The organism is Christiangramia aquimixticola (assembly GCF_048285835.1).
GTDB classification, from domain to species: Bacteria; Bacteroidota; Bacteroidia; order Flavobacteriales; family Flavobacteriaceae; genus Christiangramia; species Christiangramia aquimixticola.
In genome coordinates, this window is record NZ_JBLVTL010000272.1 from 1 (window position 1) to 289 (window position 289).

General features: G+C 47.8%; 1 protein-coding gene. It reads right to left on the reverse strand.

All coding sequences use genetic code 11. The features are described from left to right. The coding region (locus ACNKXV_RS14455) for a PQQ-dependent sugar dehydrogenase (RefSeq protein WP_417908404.1) at positions 1–285 on the reverse strand (285 nt) is incomplete at its 3' end. Positions 286–289: the final 4 nt, after the last annotated feature.

A 289-nucleotide genomic window follows, 5' to 3' on the forward strand; every position in this document is an offset into this window, starting at 1 on the left:
GTGACGTCCACCTTTCCAGGATGGCCCGGCCACGATCAGTTCTTCCTGATTTACCGCATTATTTCCTTCCAGCTTGAATCGCATGATGGTGGTTGCAGCTGTGCTATCCTCAAAATGCTTGGCATAGGCAATGTAGATCCAGCCGTTTTCAGCATGCTTTGGATGGGCAGCAATGTCCAGCAAACCCGCTTGGTTTACATTGTGGACAGGTGGAAGACCTTGGACTTTTTCTCCAGTAAATTTATCATCCTTGAAAATCAGGATTTCGCCCTTACGCTCAGTGATTAGC